At 44.5% G+C, this 923-nt stretch carries 1 protein-coding gene; it reads left to right on the top strand.

Translation table 11 applies throughout. The features are described 5' to 3' along the window. A partial coding sequence (locus WD019_RS21665) for an IS110 family transposase (protein ID WP_425712814.1) occupies positions 1 to 895 on the top strand: 895 nt, incomplete at its 5' end. Positions 896 to 923: the final 28 nt, after the last annotated feature.

The following is a 923-nucleotide window of genomic DNA, read 5'->3' as shown; positions in this document are numbered from 1 at the left end:
TCTAATTCAAGGTAGTTACATCCCTTCGCGAGATCAACGCGAATTACGGGAACTCATTCGTTACCGCCGAAGTCTCATTGAAGAACGGGCACGGGAAGTCAATCGTATTCAGAAGGTCCTAGAAGGAGCGAATATCAAGTTGTCTTCCGTGGCACGCGATGTTCTAGGGAAATCCGGTCGTGCGATGATTGAAGCGATGATTGCCGGCGAAGAAGATCCGGAAGTCTTATCTGAATTAGCGCAACGTCGATTAAAAAACAAAAAAGAAGAGCTAAAGCGTGCATTAAAAGGCTTGATGGGTCCTCATCAGAAGAAGTTATTGGAAACCCAATTACGACATATTGATTTTCTTGATAAAGAAATTGAAGCACTCGATGCGGAAGTTAAGGAACGAATGCGCCCTTTTGAGAAAGACCTGGAGCTGTTGGATACGATTCCCGGAGTCGGCTGGCGTACAGCTGAACAAATGATAGCTGAAATTGGAACAGATATAGGGAACCAGTTTGGCACTGCAGCGAAATTATGTTCATGGGCAGGATTAGCTCCAGGTAACAATGAAAGCGCAGGTAAACGTAAATCAGGTCGAACACGCAAAGGCAACAAAAAGCTTCGAAGTGCTCTTGTTGAAGCCGCTCGAGCAGCAGCGAGAACAAAGAACACATACCTATCAAGCCAATATCATCGCATAGCCGCAAGACGTGGCGCAAACCGGGCAGCAGTTGCCGTAGCCCATAGTATACTTACCATTTCGTTCCACATCTTAACAAGAAAACAACCATACATCGAATTAGGAGTATCTTATTACGAAGAGCGTAAAAAGGATGCCGTAATAAAACAATCCATTAAAAAATTGGAGGCTCTTGGTTACAAGGTGACCATAGAGTCCGTCGCATAAAAAGCGCTAACCTAATATAACAACAGCC

This window comes from Fictibacillus sp. Mic-4 (assembly GCF_049843615.1).
Classification (GTDB): Bacteria; Bacillota; Bacilli; order Bacillales; family Fictibacillaceae; genus Fictibacillus_A; species Fictibacillus_A gelatini.
The sequence above is the reverse complement of the archived record's forward strand: the minus strand, read 5'-3'. Positions and strand labels throughout refer to the sequence as shown.